Genomic DNA, 19,967 nt, shown 5'->3' with positions numbered 1-19,967 from the left:
CGTTCAACGGTTTCAGCGAGCGTTACGGGATGGCGTTATTGCGACTGAGCAGCACTTCGCCGTAGCTGGTCAGATGCCCCAGAAGATGCTCATCAGCCCCGCGAATGGCTGTGTCCATAACCGAGACAGGGAAGCGCAAATAGTTCTGATCCGCGCCCAGCTCGACTGGGCATCCGTAGATCTCTGCCAGCTCCCGCCGGCCGTTTCGACGCGGATTGGCCAGACCGACCTGGATTGCCAGCCCCGCCGTGTCGGTGGCCGTCCGCAGCGCCCCCAACATCGCGCCAAGCGAGAATTCGATCAGGTGGAGGTTCAGCAGAAGGTTCGGACCAACCCCGTCGACAATAAAATCGATGTGATCTTTGGTTTCTCGCAGCTCAATCCGTGCGCGCGGCCGGGTGATGGGCGTGAACCGCTGCACATGGTGGATCGCGTCATGCAATGTGTGTGAGTTGAACAGAATGTATGTCAGCAGCGAGTTGTTGCGCGGATCAAGCGCAACGCCAATCTCGGCCCCAACGTAGGCGCTTTTTAGACGGTCGGAAAAGAAATCGAGCAGAGCTGTTTCAGAGCCGCGCGGGATCGGGCCACCAATATCTTCCAGACTGCTGTGAGAAAGCCCCGCGGCGTCGAGCGCCTCCTGCCGGTGCTCGGAAAGATGTGGCAGCGCGAGAATGGATCGCACCCAGTGGTTGGGCACCACATCAAGGGTTTCAATACCGGGCATGGCACCCCGTACGGTAACCAGAGCTCAGAAAATGCATTTGCCTTCCGTCTTGTTGAGCGCCTTCCGAAAGGACGGATCCAATGTGCCTTTGGATCTCCGTATCACTTTGCAGCGAAGGCTGCCAATTTTCGGTGGTCCGGACACGTAGAAAGCTGAAAAAACGGCGATCATGTTACCTGCAACGCACAACAAGTGGTTGAAATCTGGTCAGGTCAATGTGGCAAGCCTTTGCTGTCGCTCCGCTTGCAGATTTGACCGTCTCTCGTTGTTGTCTCTGATCCAATTGCCACAACACACGCAAAACATCTGCGCCGCCCGCCAAACCGAAAACCCATCTGCGGCGCTTCGGTTCCTTTTTAGGCGAACTATCTCGAAACGCCGCATGATCGCCGCCGTTCACAGCAAAGTCTCAGCTTGAGGCTCTAGACAGGCGACACGATCAGACATGTAAACGCTTCAGACACTCAAAATTATTGGGTTCACCGATTGAGAACACCGCCTGCTTGACCACGGACATCAAAAACAACCTGTGGAAGAATTTTTTCGCATATTTATCAAGATCTTCCGCCAACCGACATAAATCCTAATTTCCCCTTAAATTCGCTAAATTCAGCCAAAACAGCTCCAGAAACACAGCATTTCTGCTCAAAATTTCATCCTTTGATTATCTAGTTATCAACGAACGCCATGCAAAAGCGGTCCCTGAACATGCACCAACGGGGAATCAAATGTTTGCTCGAAATCGAATTAGCATTTTAGGCATCGCTCTAAGCGCCATCGGCCTCCTGAGCGCGCTCTTGGTCTATACAACCAGCAGTATGCGGACCCAATCCGGCGAAGCGCTGCGCAACGCCTATGAGCAGCAATATACATCATACCTTCTTGCAGACGAATTGCGCCAGTCCAGCGATGACCTCACTCGGCTCGCGCGGACCTATGTGGTGACGGCCGATCCGGCCTACGAAGCGCAATATATGGACATTCTCGCCATCCGGAACGGTGAGAAAGAAAGACCCTCGGATTATCATCGCATCTATTGGGATTTTGTGGCGGCGGGCCGTCCGGTGCCCGCAGGCAGTGGTATTACGCGCTCCCTTGAAGACCTCATGAGAGACGCGGGCTTTACCGACGCAGAGTTCGAACTTTTGGCGCAGGCCAAGGCAAATTCCGATGGGCTGGTCGCTCTGGAAGTCCGGGCGATGAATGCGGTGAAAGGGATCTATCAGGACAGCACCGGCGCCTATACCGTGAGCGCCGAGCCAGATTTTGCGCTCGCGCGTGATCTGATGCACTCCAAACAGTATCACCAGTATAAGGCAGACATCATGGCACCGCTGGACGAGTTCCTCGCGTCACCAGAGCTTCGGATTTCGGGCCAGATTTCTGCTTTGACCGAAGAGTATAAGTCTGCGGAACAGGCCTCAAAAATCTCGGTTTTTGTGATCATCGCCGCGGTGCTGCTGATGGGTTTGATGGTTATGCTTGGTATGCTGCGCCCCCTTGGGTTGCTGACACGCACCATGCAGTCCCACTTCAAGGGTGAGGCCGTTGATGAAGTCCCCGGTGCGAAGCGCCAGGATGAGTTTGGCGAGCTTGCCCGCAGCTTGAATGTTGCGATCGAAGCTGCGCGCAACAATGAGATGTTGAGCGCAGAGGTTCAGGAGATTGCTGAGCGTGCACAGTTTGGTGATTTCTCCGGCCGCATTCAGACCAGTGTTTCCGGCGGTGAAGGCATCGTGGATGCCACCAACGGCTTGATGACCAAATTGGACAAAGCCTTCAGCGAAATCTCCGAAATCCTCAAAAAGATCGCCACGGGCAACCTGGCCGAACCGGTCTCGACAGACCTCGAAGGTCGCTATTCAGAGCTTCTGTCCTATGCGGAAACTGCTCGGTCTGAGTTGAAGCAGATCGTGTCGAAGGCTCGCATGGGTGCGGATACGCTTGACGATCGCGCCTCCTATCTCTCCAAAATGATGGATGGCGTCTCACGGGCTGCAAATGACCACGCGGCATCTCTGGAAGAAGCCAATGCGGTGACCACATCGCTGACCGACTCTGTCCGCCAAACCTCGCAAAATGCGGAAAAGGTGCGGGAAGCCGCACAAACAGCGGGCCAGAGCGCCAACAATGTGGCCGAAGAGTTTGACCGCGTGATGGACGCAATGAAATCCATCGCCGAGTCTTCGGTCGAAATCCTGCAAATCTCTGACTTGATCGACAGCATCGCCTTCCAAACCAATCTCTTGGCACTGAACGCCGGTGTGGAAGCGGCGCGCGCGGGTCAATCCGGCAGCGGTTTTGCCGTGGTTGCGACCGAAGTTAGGAGCCTTGCGCAACATACTTCGGATGCCGCAACCAAGATCAGTGATCTGAGCAAAACCAGCAACGATCGCGTATCGGAAGGCAAAGGTCTGGCGGGACGTGTTGATGAGCTGATCAAGGCTGTGAAAACCGAAATGGACAATATCAATGAGTTGATTTCGGCGGTCTCGGGCAGAACACAGGAGCAGTCTGTTCAGATGTCTGAGGTGTCTGCGTCCCTGTCAAACCTTGACCACAACACGCAGCAGAACGCGAGCCTGGTCTATGAATCTTCGCAGACAGCAAACTCGCTGACCAAGGATGCCAGCAAGCTGCGCGACACTGTTGCGACGTTTGATATCGGCAGCCAGCAAAGCAGCGCAGAGATGCGCGATGATATGGCCGCGTAACGCCTTGCTTTGGGGACGGGGCAGCGAGCGGGAGAAGACTGCTGACTGCTCCGTTTCTCCGATTTTCTGAACAGAACCTGTGGCGCTCGATCCTGTGATCAAGCGCCACACGACCTCGGAGCCGACCCATAGGCGGCTCAACCTGCCTCTCCAGAACCTTGACTGTGAGATCCGGCGAATTTTGAAACCTCACATTGATGTTGGAGCGAAGACAATTGACGCTCCACACGCCTACGGGGCTTTATTCTTGCCAAGCTCACAGAAATTTGATTGCATTGTTCAGTGAATTGCGCGCGGTGCTGCGGGCATTCTTTGGGAGGAAATTATGTTCAAAGTTATTTTGGGGGCCGCCGCTGGCGTTGCCCTTACGGCTTCTGCGGTTGTGGCTCAGGAAAAGATGCGGATTTCGCTTCAGCTTCCGCTTAAAAGCCATCTGGGTCAAAACCTGCTTCTGTTTGAAAAGGAAGTGGAGGCCCGCACGGACGGCGCGATCGATGTGGAAATCTATGACAGCGCAACGCTTTATAAAGACAAAGAGGTGCCTGCGGCGGTCGGCTCAGGTGCCATTGAAGCCGGCGTCGCATCTCTGACCCGCTATGTCGGCGATGCACCGGTGGTGGATGTCTTCTACATGCCGTTCCTGCTGAACAATGAAGACAAAGTACGCGCGGCGGTCGCTGAAGGCTCCAAGGTGCGCGAGACCATTGAAGCCGAGATCGAAAAGACCGGTGGGCAGGTCCTCTATTGGCAAGCCTACGGTGGCGCGATCATGCTGTCCAACGGAGGCGCGATCCGCACCCCGGCAGACATGGAAGGCAAAAAGGTGCGCGTTTTCGGCAAAACCCTTGGAGACTTCGTGACAGCATCGGGCGGCGCACCAACACTGATCTCTGGCTCAGAACAATATCTTGCCTATCAGCGCGGCACCGTTGATGTGGGCATGACCGGCGTTTCCGGCGTGAAATCCCGCAAACTCTGGGAAGTCATGGACACCATCACGGTCACGAACCATGCCGACATCGAGTTTGTTGTGGTGGTCAACAATGAGTGGTGGAACGGCCTGTCAGACGACATTCGCGGTGACATCACCGAGGCCGCAGCGGTCGCTCAAGCCAGTGTACGAGACAAGATGGCGTCTATTGAGGCTGAGGCTTATGCCGCAGCGAAGGAAAACGGCATGAACATCGTTGAATTGACCGATGATGAGCTCGCGCAGTGGAAAGCCGTGGCACAGCCTGTTTATGATGCCTATCTCGCGGCGTCCGGTGAGGCTGGTCAAACCGTTCTCAACGCCGCTGGTAGCGACTAAGAAAAGGGTTCGGGCGGCGCTATATGAGGGCCGCCCGCTTCTGATTTCATGCATATGATTACGACTCTGTCGCGCTTCGCCGGGCTGCTTGGCGCGTGCCTGATGGCCGGAACGGGCGCGATGCTGACCTATGAGGTCATCGCGCGGTATTTCTTTATCAAACCCACCATCTGGGCCGCAGAACTCAGCCAGCTCTGTCTGATCTGGGGCTGCTTGCTTTCGCTGGGATGGGTGCTCAGCATCCGTCGTCATATCACGGTAAATGCGATCACTGCGCTGCTGCCCCCTACCGCCCAGCGCATTTGCGTGGCGCTGTCTTTGGTGGTGCTCATTCTCTTTTCCGCCTGCGTCGCCTACTGGGGCTGGGGCATATTTCACGACAGTTGGGAGCGCGGTCGCACCACCGGATCGCTCCTGAACCTACCCAGCTGGATTGCAGAGCTTTCCGTTCCCGTTGGCTTTGGCCTGCTGACGGCTCAGGCCGTAGTTGAGTTGCTCTCTTTGCGTTTTCAGCATGTCGCCTCATTGGGAGCGAGCCACGAATGACCATTGTTCTGATCCTCGCCTGCCTGTTTGCTCTCTTGCTCATCGGTGTGCCTGTTGCCTTTGCGCTCGGAGGGCTTGGGCTTGGCATGTTGATGCTGGGTGGCTTCTCCCCGCTGATGGCACCGCAGGCCGTTCTCTCTACGCTGGATGGTTTTATCCTGCTGGCCGTTCCGCTGTTTCTCCTGATGTCCAACGTGCTGCTGAAAGGCGGTGTCGGGCGCGATCTCTTTGCGGCGGTGCAAGCCTGGGTAGGTCACTGGCCCGGCGGACTTGCGGTGGCCACGATCCTGAGCTGTGGACTCTTTGCCGCGATTTCCGGATCGTCCGTTGCCACAGCGGCAACCATCGGCACAGTCGCAATTCCGGAAATGGTCAGCCGTGGCTATGACAAGCGCTTTGTCTATGGGCTGCTTGCGGCAGGCGGCACACTCGGCATTCTGATCCCCCCGTCCATCCCGATGATTGTGTTTGGCTTTGTCGCCGAAGAATCCGTCATCGCGCTGTTTTTGGCCGGGATTGGCCCGGGCCTGTTGCTGGTTGCGCTTTTTGTGGCCTTTGCCATGCTTTATGCCCGCCTTTCCCCCGCCTACACGCCGGTTGAGAAAGCGGACATGGCACAGCGCCTGCAAAGCTCGGTCCGCGCCCTGCCCTCCTTTGCTCTCGCGCTGCTGATCGTTCTGGGACTTTATTCCGGCGCATTCACCCCGACCGAGGCGGCCGCCGTTGGATTTGCCGCAGCAATCCTGATCACAGTCTTCTGGCTGCGCACACTCACCTGGGCAACCTTCTGGGAAGCGGTTCGGGAAAGCGCCATCACAACCACTGCAATCCTGCTGATCGTGGCCGGAGCGAAAGTGTTTGGCAAAGCCATCGCGCTCTACCGTATCCCGCAGGATATTTCAGCCTTTATTGCCGCCAATATCGACGGGCCGCTTGTGTTCATTTTGCTGGTCTGCGTGGTCTTGCTTGTGATGGGGCTGGTGTTTGAAGCGCTGTCGATGATCCTGATCATGACGCCGGTGCTGCTCCCTGCCGCGATGAGCCTCGGTTTTGACCCGATCTGGTTTGGCATCTTCATGGTGATCATGGTCGAATGTGCGCTGATCACGCCCCCGGTTGGCCTGAACCTCTATGTGATCCAAGCGGTTGCGCGCGTTTCGCTTGGGGAGGTCGCACGCGGCGTCTGGCCGTTCCTCGCGCTGATGCTGCTGTCCGTCGCAATTCTGTACATCGTGCCAGATCTGGCGCTCTACATTCCTTTCAAATGGTGACCTCTCTATGACCCAAGCCGCAAAGCTCCGCGCGCTTCTCGCCGAAGACCGATGCCACATCATGCCCTGTTGTTTTGACGCTTTGTCCGCAAAGCTGATTGCACAGGAAGGCTATGATTTGACGTTCATGTCCGGCTTCGCCACATCCGCCAGCCGCATCGGCGAGCCGGATCTTGGCCTTATGAGCTATGGCGAAGTTGTCGATCAGGCGCGCAATATTGCGGATGCGGTCAACATTCCCCTAATCGGCGACGGCGATACCGGCTACGGCAACGCGATGAACGTGAAACGAACCGTGAAAGGCTTTGCCCGCGCAGGCTGTGCGGCAGTGATGATCGAAGATCAATTGGCCCCAAAACGCTGCGGCCACACGCCCGGCAAAGCGGTGGTTGGACGCGGCGAGGCCTTTGACCGCATTCGCGCGGCAGTCGATGCCCGTGAAGAGCTCCGTTCGCAAGGAAGCGACATCCTTATTCTGGCACGCACGGATGCGCGCCACGAACATGGCCTACCAGAAGCGCTTGCCCGCGCAGAGGAGTTCGCCAAGTTGGGCGCCGATATCCTTTTTGTAGAAGCTCCGCGCAGTGAAGCGGAAATGCGGGAAATCTGCGCCATTTCTTCGCTGCCCCACATGGCCAATATCGTTGAAGGCGGCGAAACGCCCGATCTGTCTAACGAAGCTCTCAAAGACATCGGCTATTCCATCGCCGCCTACCCGCTCTCCCTCATGGCAAGCGCCATGCAGGCCATGGTGAGCTGTCTGCAGGCTATGCGAGAAGACAGTCGCCCGGGTCTGATGGCGTTCAGCGAACTCCGCGAACGGATCGGGTTTGAGGACTACTATGAGGCTTCCGCACGCTATGCCTCTTCCGCGCGGGAGACATGATGTTTGAGCATGCCATGTGTGCTCCGTTTCTGTCGGAACGGAGCCGCACATGTTGAAAAACATTTCGAGCAGTTTTAGAAATCGTGTCGCGGGTCCCAGGCCTGCCAGAGAATATCTTGCCGTCCGCCAAGCTTTGAATGCGACAGCGGGCGCAAGCTTTCGGCAACATGCTCCAATCGCGCATCTTCGTAGAGAAGCAGATAGGCTTCAAGCCAAGCCAGTTGGTACTTTTCCAAACTCTCAGACCCGTCAAAAAAGCTCTGTGTTTTTCCCGAATGAGCCTGGCTCTTCTCACCCGTTTTCAGGTCATTCACGGCAAAATTCACAATTCTGACGAGCGCACCATCGCAAACACCCCGAATGGACAAACCTTGCCTCTCCAGCAACAAAGTTGTGACAACCAAGGGCGCGATGGCGTGCAATTGATAGTGCAACGCATATTTTCCGCGTTTCATCTCCTGCGGTAGACTGCCATCCTCCAGAGCCTGACATTGCAAAAAGGTCGCCGACCAAGCGGACCAGCGCAAGGCACTGTCATCTTTGGTCAGATACCCCGCCAGATTGATTGCGAGTGTCGCCCAGGCCCGCAAGTTGCCACGCTTAGAACCGGGCGTCGCATCTTCTTCCCAAAACGCCATTTGCTCGCGAGCCCGCTGCAGCAGCCATGCCTCAATGACAGTCTTTTCCTGGGTTAAATCTGCATAGAGGCGCACCTGCGCATAGGCGAAGGCAAACCCGGTCAACCTAGAACCAACTGAGAAATTGGCTGTGAGATTTTTGAGATCCGAAAGGGCATCCGCTCGGGCCCAGTGGGCCAGTTGAGCAACCACGCAATTGGCGCTTTGCGCAGGATCGCCTTTTTGTGCAAGCACGCTGTTGGCTTCTTGGGCAAGGCTGCGGATAAAAGCATCGATCGGCTTAAGTTGGGCATTCACATCCGCGTTTGAGGTGGGATCAACAATCGAGCGGGAGCTGTCATCTGCGATGTAGCGACTGCCGTGATCCAGCGAAACAACCGGTTCCGGTGCCGCGGCGCACCCCTGATCCATACTCGCAAGCGCAACTCCGGCAAGCCCGTTCATGCAGGACGCCATCACGAGGGTCTTCATAAACCGCCTTAGCATCACCTGCCCTGCCCAAAGCTGAAGAGCAAAAGCCTTATGAATATTACTGCTTGTTGGCTGCACTGATCGAACAAAGATATGCCTTCATTTCTGGGCAGCTATAGTGCCCTTACAAAGCCCTCAATAGCTCTGAAACCATCCACATTGCGATGCGCACAAGAGAGTGGCTAGCGTATCTCTTTCGCGCGCGGCGCTCTCTTCCGGTTAGGAGGCGACAGGTCATTCAGGGCAGCTTTGCGAGAAGAAAGTTAACCGGCTGAGGTAGAAGCTCTCACTCTAGCATTCCCGCTCACTGCAAAGCTTCATTCAGCGACCAGTCGTAAGCGTAGCGCTTCACACCTTTGCGCGCAGAGATTGCCACTGCCCGTTCTGGATCTGCCACCTTTTGCAGGCGGTCCAGGACCTCTCTTTCGTTTGCGCCAAAGTCTTCTTGAAACCAGATGTAGATTTTGGAAAGCGTTAGAGCGCCGTTTGGGTCGACATGCACGCCGCGGTCGTCGTTGACATAGGCGCGCTCCGCTGCCTCCAGATCACGCTCAAGCGTGGCGGCACGCCAGGCGCGGTTCATCAAATTCGGACATCCAACAGCGGCGCAGTTCAATGCGTAGTGGATGCGTGGTTCATTAAAAATCGGGCGGATGATGCGGTGCTCAATATCGTTGAGGGTCAACTCCTGACCGTCCACCGTTGTGACCGGACGGTCCCATGGCCCAAAAGACAAGGCCCCGTCGGTGATGTCACGAATGGACGTGACCGGATAATTTTGCAGGATCACCTCCACGGTTTCCGCGTTATAGAGGTTGATCCAGAACGCCAGCTGCTGCTCTCGCGTCAGAGCCTCAACCTCGGTCTGCTCAAGGTCCGCCAAGTAACCCTGCAGTTTCCTGCGATCGGCATCGGTGACCTCGCCATAGGCCACGCGATTGATGCCTCGGACATCCTGACGGACATATGTGCCCAGAAAACCATCCCAAGCGGCATGATCGACGCGCGCGCGTGTGGCGTCTTCAGCCACCGCAAAACCCGGCGACAGGAGCGTCGGCTTTGGCAGGGCCACACGCTCTATGCTGGCGCAAGCACCGAGCAGCATAAGTAGCGGGAAAAGAAGGTAGCGCATCATGTGGAATGCTCCCGTTGGCTGGCAGCTTTTGCGCGTTGCCGGCCTTTCATGTTTTTGAATTTTGGCACCTCGGGGTGTGCCTCTACCGGGGTTTCTGTGAGCTCGCCGGTGGCCGCGCTCCACCAGAGCTTTTGTGTGCCCTGTTCAAGCGCCACCGGGGCAAAGAGCTGCGCGTCCCTTTCGGCATTGAACGCGCACATGGACACAGGCCCCTGACTTGTGGCGACCATAAACACGCAGGAGGCGCAGCGCTCAGGCTCCAGCGCTTTGGAATCCATGAAAGAATGCAGCACCACACTCATCCGCGAGGGCACGCGACGAGTGGACAAAAGCCCCGATCTGAGGCGCCACAGTACTTTCAGGAGTGTTTTGCCCGCATGTAGGATCAGGCCGGGATCATAGAGCGGGGCCTTGCGCCAGTTTTTGCGTGAATTGGCCACGGCGTGTTCATCGGTGTCTGCGGCTTCCAGAGCGCGGATGGCGCGTTTGACCAGTTGCGTGTCTGAAAGGATCGAGACAGCGGTGTCACCTGCGATGGCCAGATGGTCATAGCGGCTGCACCCAAAATGGCCGATCCCGATCTTTGAGGGGAAGTCCACGCCAAATCCTTCGCCAATCTGCTTTGACAGCACATCTTGGGTCAGCCCCGTGCAACGCTTGTCCTCCGTGCCGCGCCCTGTGTCCGCCTGCATCTGAAAAGACACCAACGCCAAATGCCTGGATTGTCCTTTAAAGAACGCACAAAGCGCAGGTATTTCAGCGAGATTTCCCTCATAAACCGTTGTGTTAAAGAGAATGCGCAGACCGAGCCCCTGCGCTCTTGCGATATATTTCTCCCGGATTTTGTTCAGAGCAATTTCGCTGTCATACCCCTGACGTTCCTGTGTCAGATCGACGTGAAAGGCCACATCGTTCAGTCCCGCCGCAGCCAAGCGCTTAAGACGCGGGCGGGTGGCGCGGATGCCATTTGTCATCAGGCAGGACCGCATGTTCAGGCGCTTGATCTCTTTGCAAATGGCTTCGATATCATCGATGGCACGCAAAGTGGGGTCGCCCCCCGTGATCTGTATATTGGTGCCTTCCCCATATTGCGCATGAACCATCGCAATGCGCTGGAAGAGGATCACCAGAGGGACATCACGGGCTTGCTCCGCATGTTCTGACAGGTAGCAAAGCGTGCAGTCCAGATTGCATTTCTGGGTGATTTCCAAGGCGACACAGGCGACGGGATAAAACCGCCCCGCGGTTTGAAGCGCATCGTATTGACCGGCGGCCTGCAACCCCTCCCGAAGCGGTTTGCGAGCGTCTTTTGGTTTGGGTGGTGTTTGCATTCTGTCCAGAGCCCCGTGGCGTGCAATCTCCTGAAGCTTAGAGCTGCGGACTCTGCTGAGATAGCCTGTCTCACGGAGAGTTCAGGTCAGTTGTATGCGCCTATCGTTGGCTGGGAACTGTGCGAAGAATGGGAAACGAGCAGAGCAAAGCACTTGCATTTTCGCTCTGCCTAAAGGCTCCGAAGGTTTGTGATATGCAGGCGCATCTTGTTTTGCGGCCTCGCACCTAAATGCGCTTGCACCCTAGTTTATTTGAAGCGCCCGGCCTCCTGCAGGATTTCAATCTTGTAGCCGTCCGGATCGGTGGCGAAGAAAAACCGCGCCACCAGTTCGCCATCAGGTGCGAATTCGACGAGCTCGCCAACATCGAGCCCCTTTGCGATCATGGTTTTGTGATAGGCGACGACATCTTCCACGACAAAAGCCAAATGCGCGTAGCCATCGCCAAGCTCATAAGGTGTGGTCCGGCCCTTGTTGAGCGTCAGCTCCAGCTCAAACCCACTCTCTTTGTTTGCGAGATAAGTGAGACGAAAGCTCTCGAAATCGAGCTGATCAACGATGTCCAGATCAAAGGCGGATTTGTACCACGAAATCGACCTGTCATCCTCCAGAACCCGGATACAGGAGTGAACCATTTTTGCCATGAAAGATGCCTTTCTCTTCAGCGACCGATGCGGTCTTTGACGTCTGCTGCGAAGTCTTCGTAACGATGCAGCGACTGAACGTCGACTTGAGCGTGGTGGCCCATCTTCTGCATGATCGGCAGATCAAATAGGATCTGATCAAGCGCGTCTGGCGTATCAACATCGACTATCGCCAGCACTTTGCGCTCTCCGACCACTTTCCACAGGTCTTTCACGACGCCTGCCGATTTGGCACCAAGCGCGGCCTCAGCCTCCTCTGCCCAGACACCCAACAGGGCCTGCTGCTGCAATGTGGCGTCATACTCCACCGTGAAGTCCAGTCGATACAGCATGCTTTACCTCCCACTGATGGCAGTGCCGAGCGCCGGGAAACGCACGATGCGATAGGTGCCGATCGAGGCATCTTCGCCACCATTGAGAACCGGTGAGCGGTGCAATTCGTTGATGGTGGCATAGACATAGCCGTCGACACCCATCGAAAAGCCATCCGGCCAGGGCAGGTCTTCGTCGGATTGGAACAGCACTTCATAGGTGCCATCGGGCTTTGTGACGCCAAGAGCGTTGTCTGTCATCGCAGTGATGTAGGTAGACCCATCCGAGATGACCTTGTCTCCGTATCTTTGGACGCGGGCTGCGAGGTCGTCGTCGCTCAGGCTCGCATCAAGCAGATCGGTTGTCCGCACACGGTACAGCTTGCACGAAGCTTAAATTCTGATCGAACAATGAAGGAGACACTACAACACCAAAGGTGACCCAAATCTACAAGAAGGCAGGCAACCTGCGTGCCGTTCAACTTCTACTCGGTCACACGAAGATGGACAGCACCGTGCGATACCTTGGTGTGGAGCTTGAAGATGCGCTTGCCATTGCTGAGGCCATTGAAATCTAAGCCTACCGGACCGTTTTCACGAGCGGCCCAGAGCTGATGCTCACTGGCACCGCGAGCTGCTGCAGTGCGGCCCGTCAAAGCAGTCGTTCATGGAAGTCGATCAAGCGCCGAGAATTTGCAATCGGTACAGTTTCAGTGTTGTTTACCAACGGACACTAAAGCATGTTGCCTTGATATTTCAAAGAAGTTGCAGACGTAGGATGATAACCCTGAGTTCCTTACAATCCTTGAGCAGTTTCAAACAACAATCGTGGGTATTGTCGGTTTTGTTGGTGTCATTTGGACGCTACGCGCAAATTCCAAAATGCGCGAGAGGACCATAGAAAGCAGCTCGGATCCATGCACACATCACTGCGTCGAATACTGGCTGCGGAACTCCGAAACTATCAACGTGCGCTAAAGAAAAACCTTGAGGCTCAGCGCCCGAACGATGGATTCCTCTCTGTTGGTCGAATACAGAGGTTGTTTTCCGAATAGCTTGCGGCAGCTATTGGCTTGCTCGATCTGGATGAAATTGATGTCGTGGTAAATGCCTTAATCAGCTTGGACGGCATGAACCACTTTCTTGAGAGCATTTCCTCACAAGCATCTGACACTCGATTTTTATTGCCTTCAGAAGCCTGGGAAGAGTTCCAAGTAGTAAATTCTTCGACGGCTGATGTCCTAAACTTTACTGTTCAAGCACTTGAGTTCTCTGGGGAGGCGTGAGCCGTTTTAGAAGCGGCCCAGAACCGACGTTGGGCACATCATTTCTATACAGCGGTTGCAGCCCGCATTGCAGACATTCGTTGCAAGCGCGCCAAGCGCTTGAGCGAATTGACGGCTGCGCGCCGGTCGCGCTTGCTCAAACCGAAACCAATGACTATCAAGACCAACCCCACAGCCTCTAATTTTGATTGAGGGACCAGTGACGGGCAGGTCACCAGCCCATTGGTTACGTCTCGTTGACCGGGGCCACTCATGGTGGAATTTGCTGATGCGATGCGACAATTTCCAGAGTGCTCTTATCTTAACTGCTCCCAATCCAGGCCGTATTTAGCGAGGTATTTGCGCAGCCGGTCCGCGTCATTAGTAGATTTTCGGCGCTCGCGCGAATGGGCAAATAGGGTGCGGCCTGCCTCACTCAGTGATGCGCTGCGTTGGCAAACACGGACAACTTCGGCCAGTTGGGCGCGGTCGAAGAGGTCAATTTCCGCCGACTCCCGCCCCATCACCTTCGAAAGCAGTCTGGCGTCTCCGTCGCTGTGGGAGGTAGACCACAGGTCGCGCAGGCGGCGAATTTCATCCTCCACCATCGAACGGGTGATCCGCCCCCGCGCGGCCAGAACGCACATGCGCCGCACAGAGGCACCGAAGTCGCGGAAGTTGCCGGGCCACAGCGTTGCGGGATCGCGGCAGAATTTCAGGTAACGTGCGCGGGCATCAAGGTTGAAGCCATATTGAACGCCGAGCTCTTTCTCCGCCCGCGCGAGTTCATGGATTAGGTTCGGCTCGATATCCTCGCGCCGCTGCCGTAGCGGCGGAATCTCAAACGTCCAAGCCGTCAGGCGGCTCAGGAGATCCTGACGAAACTGCCCCTCGGCGGCCAATGTGCGCAGGTCGCGGTTGGCGCCCGCGATCACTTGAAACTGGCTGGTGACCTCGTAGTCTGCGCCGAGCGGGTAGTAGCGACCCGTCTCGATTGCATGCAAAATGACGGCCTGTTCGCGCAGGCCTAATTCGTCAATCTCGTCGAGGAACAGCACACCGCCATCAGCCTCGCGAAGCAACCCGTTGCGCTCCGACCCCGCGTGCCCCGTATAGCCGCGCCGCTGACCAAAGAGCATAGCAATCCCATCCGACCCATTGAGCGTGGCGCAGTTCACATGGACCATGCGCCCCTTGATCATACGGTGATCAAGCTTGAGCGCGTGGATACGCTCCGCCAGCTGGGTCTTTCCAGTCCCGGTCTCGCCAAGCAGGAGGATCGGTGCGCGGGTTGCCCCCGCCACATGTTCGATCTGGGAAATCAGACTGTTGTAGGCCTTATTGCGGGTCTCGATCCCGCCTTTCAGCAGATAGCTATACTCTTGGGAGATCAGGTCAAAGCGGTGTTGCAACGCATTGTAGCGGCGCAGATCTAAATCGATAATGTCGAGCTTGGCCTGACCGGAATCGCCACTCGGTGGCCCGGTTTGCAACAGATGTGCGGGGACGTGGCGGCTTTCAGCGAGAAGGAACCAGCAAATCTGAGCGACGTGCGTTCCTGTTGTCAGGTGGATGTGATACCGCTCTCGATCCTCGTCAAACCCATAGCTGCGCGCAAAGTCAAAGAGCTTGGAGTAGACCTCTTCGAAGTCCCACGGATCATCCAGATCGAGGCGGTTAAGGACCACCTCAGTCTCTGGGCTGTTTGCTTCAATCTCATGTTTGACGGAATGGGCGAGACGGTTGTGATTGTTATCATAGAGCAGTTCAAGCCGATCCACCGAAAAACCGTCATGTGTGACCAGCGACGGGGTGGGTTTCCAACGCCGTTTCCTGCCCATATCGAGTTTAGTGCCGAGAAATCCAATGACAATATTGCGCATGATATCAAATCATATAAGTTACGATATTTTTGTATCGTATTAGGTGTAGGGGTGTGTGGCAAACTTGTTATTTTTGCTTAATTTTCAAGCGCTTGAGGTATTTGCAATTTTCTTTCCGAATCCATTCGGATCCTTGCGACAAAAGGGAACCGAAAGAGCGATGAGAGAAGAACGGGCAAATCCGTGTCCGTTGAGCCGCCGGGGCCCTGGGCCCATTCCCAAAGCCCCCGGCTCTGATTTGAGACTGAGGTTATAGATTTTGCCGCCCGAAGGAACGCCCGAGATGACTGAAATATTTACTATTGCGGAACAGGCCAAGCGCGCCGCGACGCAACTTTACCGGGACTCATGGGGTCACGAGATTGCTGCGCTCGAAGCAAAGCTGGCGCAACTCTCGCCTGACGAGCTAGTTCGCGCAGAGCGTGACTGCGCCACTGCAATGCGCCGTGAAGCATCGAAGCGGTGCCTCAGGGGGCTGACCGATAGGGCGGTCAAACGGTCGCCGCTGCTGGTGTCCTGCTCCGGTGATGGATATTTTCGTGAAAAAGCTCTGCGCGCCATGACGACCAAGCCCGACGACCTTGTGACGGTGGCGTTCTTGCTGGTCCGCAGCAATGACTGGGTGCCGCAGGTCCGTCAGATGGCGATGGATCGGCTTGTCGCACTCGTGCCACAACTCAACGTGGTGCAGCTGCGTCGTCTGCTGCCGTTCGTCCTGTTGCGAATGCAAAGCTGGCAACGGGGCGCGGGGTCTGCAATCAAGGCACTGCGGCAGCACCCGGATTGGGCCGAAACCATTTACACGTTTCTTCTAGAGGCGAATCGAGGTCCTCTGTCCCGAATGATGCGTGCAGAAATGCAGTTCGAGACGCTCGACCCTTACCTGTACAAGTTAGCCACGCAGGCGCATTCGACACAGGTTCGCGCCGTGGCAACCGCGGTGCTGTTGAACGGGGAGGCGAAATGGCAGGTCGGATGGCGCAAACGATGGATCAGTAAGTGCGAAAATTTTTACCGCTGGGAGCCCGTCGTCGAAACACGGCCTTATGAGGTTACGCCTGACGTTGCTCTGAGGGTGTTGCTCGCTGCCGGGCGAGGCACGACGTCATTGCGAAAGTTGGCGGCGGACACCTTCATCCGGCTCGGGCCACAGATCGCGCCAGAGCTTGCCACAACATTACAGAGCGACCGTATCCCCACGGTGCGCCGCCGGATGGAATTCATGACCCGCAAATGGGTCAACAAAGAAACTTTGATGACTGGATAAAATATGACTGAAGACCTGACATTGAAGACGATCACGGGCGAAGACCTGATCGCATGGGGGCATATACCCGGTGCACAATTCCCAGCGCTTTTGGAGCACGCTGCCATGAAGCTGGCCGAAGGGGCAAGTGTGCAGGAAATTCGCGCGGCGCTTGAGGTCGAGAAACCCAAAGAGGTGCCGAAAATACCACTCCATGCCACAGGCGTGGTTCCGTTCCATGAGAACATCCGCGCGGCTTCTCCCGATGAGGAAGACAACATCACCAAGGTGCGTGAGACCATGACGGCGGTGATGCGCACTCCGACTGTAGTGAGCGGTGCGGTGATGCCCGATGCTTGCCCAGCGGGCCCTGTAGGAACGATCCCTGTGGGCGGTGTCGTGGCGACCAAGAATGCGATCCACCCGGGGATGCATTCTGCGGACATTTGTTGTTCGGTGATGATGACCGATCTGGGCGATGCCGATCCAAAAGCGGTGCTGGATGCCGCGCAGGCGGTGACGCATTTCGGTCCCGGTGGGCGGCGCAACGGGGCGCGTTTCACGACCTCGCTTAAGCTGCTGGATGCCTTCCGCGAGAACCGGTTCCTGAACAATCCAAAGATCATTCGGATGGCCCAGGAGCATATGGGGACACAAGGGGACGGCAATCACTTCTTGTTTGTCGGGCGCTCGCGCAACACAGGCCGCGTGGCGATGGTGACGCACCATGGATCGCGTGGTCCCGGTGCGGTGCTTTACAAACTTGGCATGGACGTGGCGCAAAAGTTTCGCAAGCGGCACTCGCCCCAAACGCTCAAACAAAACGCTTGGATTCCCGCTGTTAGCGAAGAAGGGATCGCCTATTGGGAGGCGCTGCAACTGATCCGCAAATGGACCAAAGCCAACCATAACGCAATCCATCAGGCGACCGTCGAAATGGCCCGCCTAGGCGATGTCGGTGAGCGGATCTGGAACGAGCATAACTTCGTCTTCAAACGAGATGATCTTTATTTCCACGGCAAGGGGGCGACGCCTGCTTGGGATCACTATTCGGCCGATGCCTCGGGGCGCACGCTCATCCCGCTCAACATGTCCGAGCCTGTTTTGGTTGTGCGTGGGACAGATGCTGATCACGCTTTGGGCTTTAGCCCGCATGGGGCAGGGCGCAACTTCTCGCGGTCTGAGCATCGCCGCCGCATGGGGGATATAACCCCCGAAGAGCAACTGAAGGCTGAGACCAAAGGGTTGGACGTGCGTTTCCACGCGGGCGGGATCGATGCTTCTGAGTTGCCCTCGAGCTACAAAAGCGCGGCGTCGGTGGTTGAGCAGATCAAGGACTACGGGCTCGCCGAAATCGAGGACTACATTGATCCTTACGGCTGCGTTATGGCGGGCGATGTGCCAGCATTCTGGCTGAATCGGAAAAAAAGGCGCAGATAAGATTTGGTGGGAGAGGAAAACCTCCTCCCCTGCCATTTTGTACGGCGACCGCACTGTCGCGTGTTTGCATCACTAAAACGGCTTGGTTCAGCGGCGGCTTTCCAATCCGGACACTGAACGGTAGTTAGGCGCTAACTTTTCACCCGCAACAGACAGGAGGGCAAGACATGACTGTATCCGTCACCACTTCCCTTCCGCAGGATCTGACGCGGCGTTGATCCCCTCTCGGGGCTGTCTCCCATCGTGTTGATCCTTCTGCGACCGCTTTTGGTCGCTTCTTTTGCTATGGAAAGATGAACGATGGGCACTCCCATTTCGGGGGACGGAAGCGCCGCGCGCGCCCGTATCTCCACATTTTACAATCGCGCGGCCTGGATTGAAGGTCGCGCAGAAGAACAACTTGAACACGTAGCAGGTTGGCCGGGTATGGTCGCCGTTGCAGGCTTCCCTGACCTGCATCTTGGGCGCTATGGTCCTGTCGGTGCAGCGTTTCTGGCGGACCGCATTTGGCCGCAACTGGTTGGGCCTGATATTGGCTGCGGCATGGCGCTGTTTCGCCTTGAGCTGCCGCGCCGTCGGCTCAAACTCGACAAGGCAGCGCGGCGATTGGCTGTGCTGGAGCGTGGAGCCAACCCAGATCATGCCAATGCCGCCCTTGACGCGGCTGGCCTGACCGGGCGCATTAGCCCGGATGGGCTCGGCACCATTGGTGGCGGGAACCATTTCTGCGAAGTGCAGGTGGTGAGCGAGATCTTGGCCGCCAAGACCCATTGCCTGCGCAAGGATGATCTGTGCTTGCTGGTGCATTCGGGATCGCGGGGGCGTGGGGCCGGTATCTTCCAAGAGCTCGATGACAGCTGGAAACACGGGTTCGCCTCAGGGAGTGACGCTGCAACGCGCTACCTCGCGATGCATGATGCCGCCACGGCCTGGGCGCGCGTGAATCGAGCCTTGATCGCCGAAATCGCGGCCGAAGCGCTTGGGACGCAGGCGCGGCTGATCTGCGACACGGTCCACAACCATGTTGCCATGCAGGCGAACGGCTGGCGGCATCGCAAAGGGGCGGCCAGCCCTGATGGTGGGCTGGTTCCACTGGCCGGATCGCGCGAGACGCCCAGTTTTCTCATCACTGTGCCCAATGCGGTACCCGAGGCGCTTGGCTCTGTTTCACACGGCGCAGGTCGAAAATATGATCGCGCTTCCATGCACGGACGCATTCGCAAAACCCGCTCTGACCTTGCCGCGCTGACCCGCACCCGGTTTGGCGGGCGGGTCATCTGCGGGGATCGCGATTTGCTGTTGGAAGAGGCAGGGCAGGCTTACAAGGATCCAAATCTGGTCTTGAAAGATCTGACTGCCTTTGGTCTGGCAAATCCTGTGGCACGTCTGCACCCGCTCGTAACCTTCAAGACCACAGGAGGTGCAAAATGAATGTGAGTGAAGCGCTTTTGCTGTCGAGCGGGAACGGCCCAGCAGAATGTCGACAGGCCGTCAGCCTTTTCTTGGATTGGTTGGCGGAACGGGCCCAAGATAGTGGTGTTGATCTGGATGTGTCCGCGCGCTGCTTCCCATGGCCCGACCTCTGCGGTTGTGCTTTTGCGGGGCAGAGGTGCTAGCGATTTGGCGCGCTCCGTCGAGGGTGTAATCCAATGGCGCTGTCAGAGCCAAATGCGCCCAAAACACAAGCGCAAAAACTGGTTCATTCAAGTGTTCCGCCTGCCGCAAGCGGCCAGTGGGGTCCCGATCGATCCTGCTTCGGTCGAGATGCAAGCCATCCGCGCAGGCGGTCCCGGCGGGCAGCATCAGAATAAGACCTCTAGCGCAATCCGAGCCCGTTGGACCCGCCCTGATGGAAAGACTTACGCCGTTGTGGTGCGCGACAATCGCTCGCAGCATCAAAACCGCCGCGTCGCGCTCGACCGTTTGGCCGCCCTCGCCAGTGCCGAAATCACAGAGGCCCAGGCTGCACGGCAGAGCGAGTCTCGGGCGCTCCACACCCAACTTCAACGCGGCGACCCTTGCTATGTGTTCGAAGGAAGAGAATTTAAGCAGTCAAAATGAGGAACGGGGCGGCATCAAGCCGCTCCATTCTAACTCTGGATTTTGTGCTTCCGGCCCTTCACCACAGTTGCTCGTGTGTCAGGTTGCAG

General features: G+C 56.8%; 18 protein-coding genes and 1 pseudogene. 11 read left to right on the top strand and 8 right to left on the bottom strand.

The window, feature by feature from the left end; genetic code table 11:
• Positions 1 to 22 precede the first annotated feature (22 nt).
• On the bottom strand, positions 23 to 727 hold the full coding sequence (locus J7412_RS17815) for an AraC family transcriptional regulator ligand-binding domain-containing protein (protein ID WP_209079960.1): 705 nt from the start codon (positions 725 to 727) through the stop codon (positions 23 to 25).
• A gap of 818 nt (positions 728 to 1,545) precedes the next feature.
• Here J7412_RS17815 and J7412_RS17810 point away from each other — a divergent pair.
• The 5 genes from J7412_RS17810 to J7412_RS17790 all read left to right on the top strand — a co-directional run bounded on the left by J7412_RS17810 (position 1,546) and on the right by J7412_RS17790 (position 7,453).
• Positions 1,546 to 3,441 carry a methyl-accepting chemotaxis protein gene (locus J7412_RS17810; protein ID WP_209079958.1) on the top strand — a complete coding sequence of 632 codons (1,896 nt, stop codon included), beginning with the start codon at positions 1,546 to 1,548 and terminating at the stop codon, positions 3,439 to 3,441.
• A 325-nt stretch (positions 3,442 to 3,766) separates the two neighbouring features.
• The gene (gene dctP / locus J7412_RS17805; protein ID WP_209079956.1) at positions 3,767 to 4,750 is read left to right on the top strand and encodes a TRAP transporter substrate-binding protein DctP; all 984 of its coding nucleotides are present in this window, start codon (positions 3,767 to 3,769) and stop codon (positions 4,748 to 4,750) included.
• 48 nt (positions 4,751 to 4,798) lie between these two features.
• Positions 4,799 to 5,296, top strand: a complete 498-nt coding sequence (locus J7412_RS17800) for a TRAP transporter small permease (RefSeq protein ID WP_209079955.1) — start codon at positions 4,799 to 4,801, stop codon at positions 5,294 to 5,296.
• Positions 5,293 to 6,567, top strand: a complete 1,275-nt coding sequence (locus J7412_RS17795) for a TRAP transporter large permease (protein ID WP_209065404.1) — start codon at positions 5,293 to 5,295, stop codon at positions 6,565 to 6,567. Before J7412_RS17800 ends, J7412_RS17795 begins: the two co-directional genes overlap by 4 nt.
• Before the next feature lie 7 nt (positions 6,568 to 6,574).
• On the top strand, positions 6,575 to 7,453 hold the full coding sequence (locus J7412_RS17790) for an isocitrate lyase/PEP mutase family protein (protein WP_209079948.1): 879 nt from the start codon (positions 6,575 to 6,577) through the stop codon (positions 7,451 to 7,453).
• A gap of 74 nt (positions 7,454 to 7,527) precedes the next feature.
• Here J7412_RS17790 and J7412_RS17785 read toward each other — a convergent pair whose 3' ends face one another.
• The 6 genes from J7412_RS17785 to J7412_RS17760 form a co-directional block, all read right to left on the bottom strand.
• Entirely contained in the window at positions 7,528 to 8,388 is an 861-nt protein-coding gene (locus J7412_RS17785; protein WP_209079946.1) for an alginate lyase family protein, read from the bottom strand.
• A 478-nt stretch (positions 8,389 to 8,866) separates the two neighbouring features.
• Positions 8,867 to 9,697, bottom strand: coding sequence for a DUF547 domain-containing protein (locus tag J7412_RS17780; protein ID WP_209079944.1), 831 nt, complete (start codon positions 9,695 to 9,697; stop codon positions 8,867 to 8,869).
• Complete coding sequence (locus J7412_RS17775; protein ID WP_209079942.1) at positions 9,694 to 11,028, bottom strand: radical SAM protein; 1,335 nt, start codon at positions 11,026 to 11,028, stop codon at positions 9,694 to 9,696. Before J7412_RS17775 ends, J7412_RS17780 begins: the two co-directional genes overlap by 4 nt.
• 248 nt (positions 11,029 to 11,276) lie before the next feature.
• Complete coding sequence (locus J7412_RS17770; RefSeq protein WP_209079941.1) at positions 11,277 to 11,672, bottom strand: VOC family protein; 396 nt, start codon at positions 11,670 to 11,672, stop codon at positions 11,277 to 11,279.
• 17 nt (positions 11,673 to 11,689) lie between these two features.
• Positions 11,690 to 12,004, bottom strand: coding sequence for a muconolactone Delta-isomerase family protein (locus J7412_RS17765; protein WP_209079939.1), 315 nt, complete (start codon positions 12,002 to 12,004; stop codon positions 11,690 to 11,692).
• 3 nt (positions 12,005 to 12,007) lie between these two features.
• Positions 12,008 to 12,355, bottom strand: a complete 348-nt coding sequence (locus tag J7412_RS17760; RefSeq protein WP_209079937.1) for a hypothetical protein — start codon at positions 12,353 to 12,355, stop codon at positions 12,008 to 12,010.
• Positions 12,356 to 12,417: 62 nt separating this feature from the next.
• Here J7412_RS17760 and J7412_RS17755 point away from each other — a divergent pair.
• A pseudogene (locus J7412_RS17755) lies at positions 12,418 to 12,561 on the top strand (integrase); the annotation flags it as partial.
• 495 nt (positions 12,562 to 13,056) lie between these two features.
• The gene (locus J7412_RS17750) at positions 13,057 to 13,269 is read left to right on the top strand and encodes a hypothetical protein (protein WP_209079933.1); all 213 of its coding nucleotides are present in this window, start codon (positions 13,057 to 13,059) and stop codon (positions 13,267 to 13,269) included.
• A 296-nt stretch (positions 13,270 to 13,565) separates the two neighbouring features.
• Here the strand turns inward: J7412_RS17750 and rtcR are convergent, their stop codons facing one another.
• Complete coding sequence (gene rtcR / locus J7412_RS17745) at positions 13,566 to 15,131, bottom strand: RNA repair transcriptional activator RtcR (protein WP_209079931.1); 1,566 nt, start codon at positions 15,129 to 15,131, stop codon at positions 13,566 to 13,568.
• Positions 15,132 to 15,414: 283 nt separating this feature from the next.
• Here rtcR and J7412_RS17740 point away from each other — a divergent pair, with 283 nt between their 5' ends.
• The 4 genes from J7412_RS17740 (at position 15,415) to J7412_RS17725 (ending at position 19,878) form a co-directional block, all read left to right on the top strand.
• Positions 15,415 to 16,398, top strand: a complete 984-nt coding sequence (locus tag J7412_RS17740) for a hypothetical protein (protein ID WP_209079929.1) — start codon at positions 15,415 to 15,417, stop codon at positions 16,396 to 16,398.
• 3 nt (positions 16,399 to 16,401) lie between these two features.
• Entirely contained in the window at positions 16,402 to 17,817 is a 1,416-nt protein-coding gene (locus J7412_RS17735; RefSeq protein WP_209079927.1) for an RtcB family protein, read from the top strand.
• Between the two features lie 300 nt (positions 17,818 to 18,117).
• On the top strand, positions 18,118 to 19,248 hold the full coding sequence (locus J7412_RS17730) for an RNA ligase RtcB family protein (protein WP_209079925.1): 1,131 nt from the start codon (positions 18,118 to 18,120) through the stop codon (positions 19,246 to 19,248).
• A 189-nt stretch (positions 19,249 to 19,437) separates the two neighbouring features.
• Entirely contained in the window at positions 19,438 to 19,878 is a 441-nt protein-coding gene (locus J7412_RS17725) for a peptide chain release factor-like protein (protein WP_247743997.1), read from the top strand.
• Positions 19,879 to 19,967 lie beyond the last annotated feature (89 nt).

Origin of the sequence: Shimia sp. R9_3 (genome assembly GCF_017743755.1) — a bacterium.
Classification (GTDB): domain Bacteria; phylum Pseudomonadota; class Alphaproteobacteria; order Rhodobacterales; family Rhodobacteraceae; genus Shimia.
Note: the sequence above shows the minus strand (reverse complement) of the source record. Positions and strands in the feature narration are given on the sequence as shown.